This is a genomic window from Polaribacter sargassicola (assembly GCF_021991835.1).
Classification (GTDB): domain Bacteria; phylum Bacteroidota; class Bacteroidia; order Flavobacteriales; family Flavobacteriaceae; genus Polaribacter; species Polaribacter sargassicola.
Genome location: NZ_JAHDAU010000102.1, coordinates 1 through 340, shown reverse-complemented (window position 1 = coordinate 340; position 340 = coordinate 1). Strand labels below are relative to the sequence as shown.

General features: G+C 75.6%; 1 protein-coding gene. It reads right to left on the bottom strand.

Annotated features, from left to right (window positions below; genetic code table 11):
* A partial coding sequence (locus tag KI686_RS17505; protein WP_237590330.1) for a hypothetical protein occupies positions 1-340 on the bottom strand: 340 nt, incomplete at both ends.

Here is a 340-nt window from a genome sequence, read left to right as displayed (position 1 = left end):
GAAGCGTCCGCGGTCTCTGGCGCGGCTGCGCGCACGCGACTCGTCCGCACCTCCCGCACCCGGATCGCTGGCCTGCGACTGCGCACGGCGCCGGGCCTCGTCCGGGCGCGGCGAGCTGCGACCCAGCAGCGTGCTGACGACGCCGCCCTCCTCGCCGGTGCGCGCCGCAGCGTCCACCAGCCCCATCGCCCGCGGATACACCGAGCGCAATCGTGGCACGAGGCGACCGCTCTCGCCCGTGGTCGCGCCGTACATGGCTCCCAGCACCGCATACTTGGCCTCCTGGCGCGTGGCGACCGCCCCCGAGCGCACGACCCCGTCGTACAGATCGGCGCCTCGC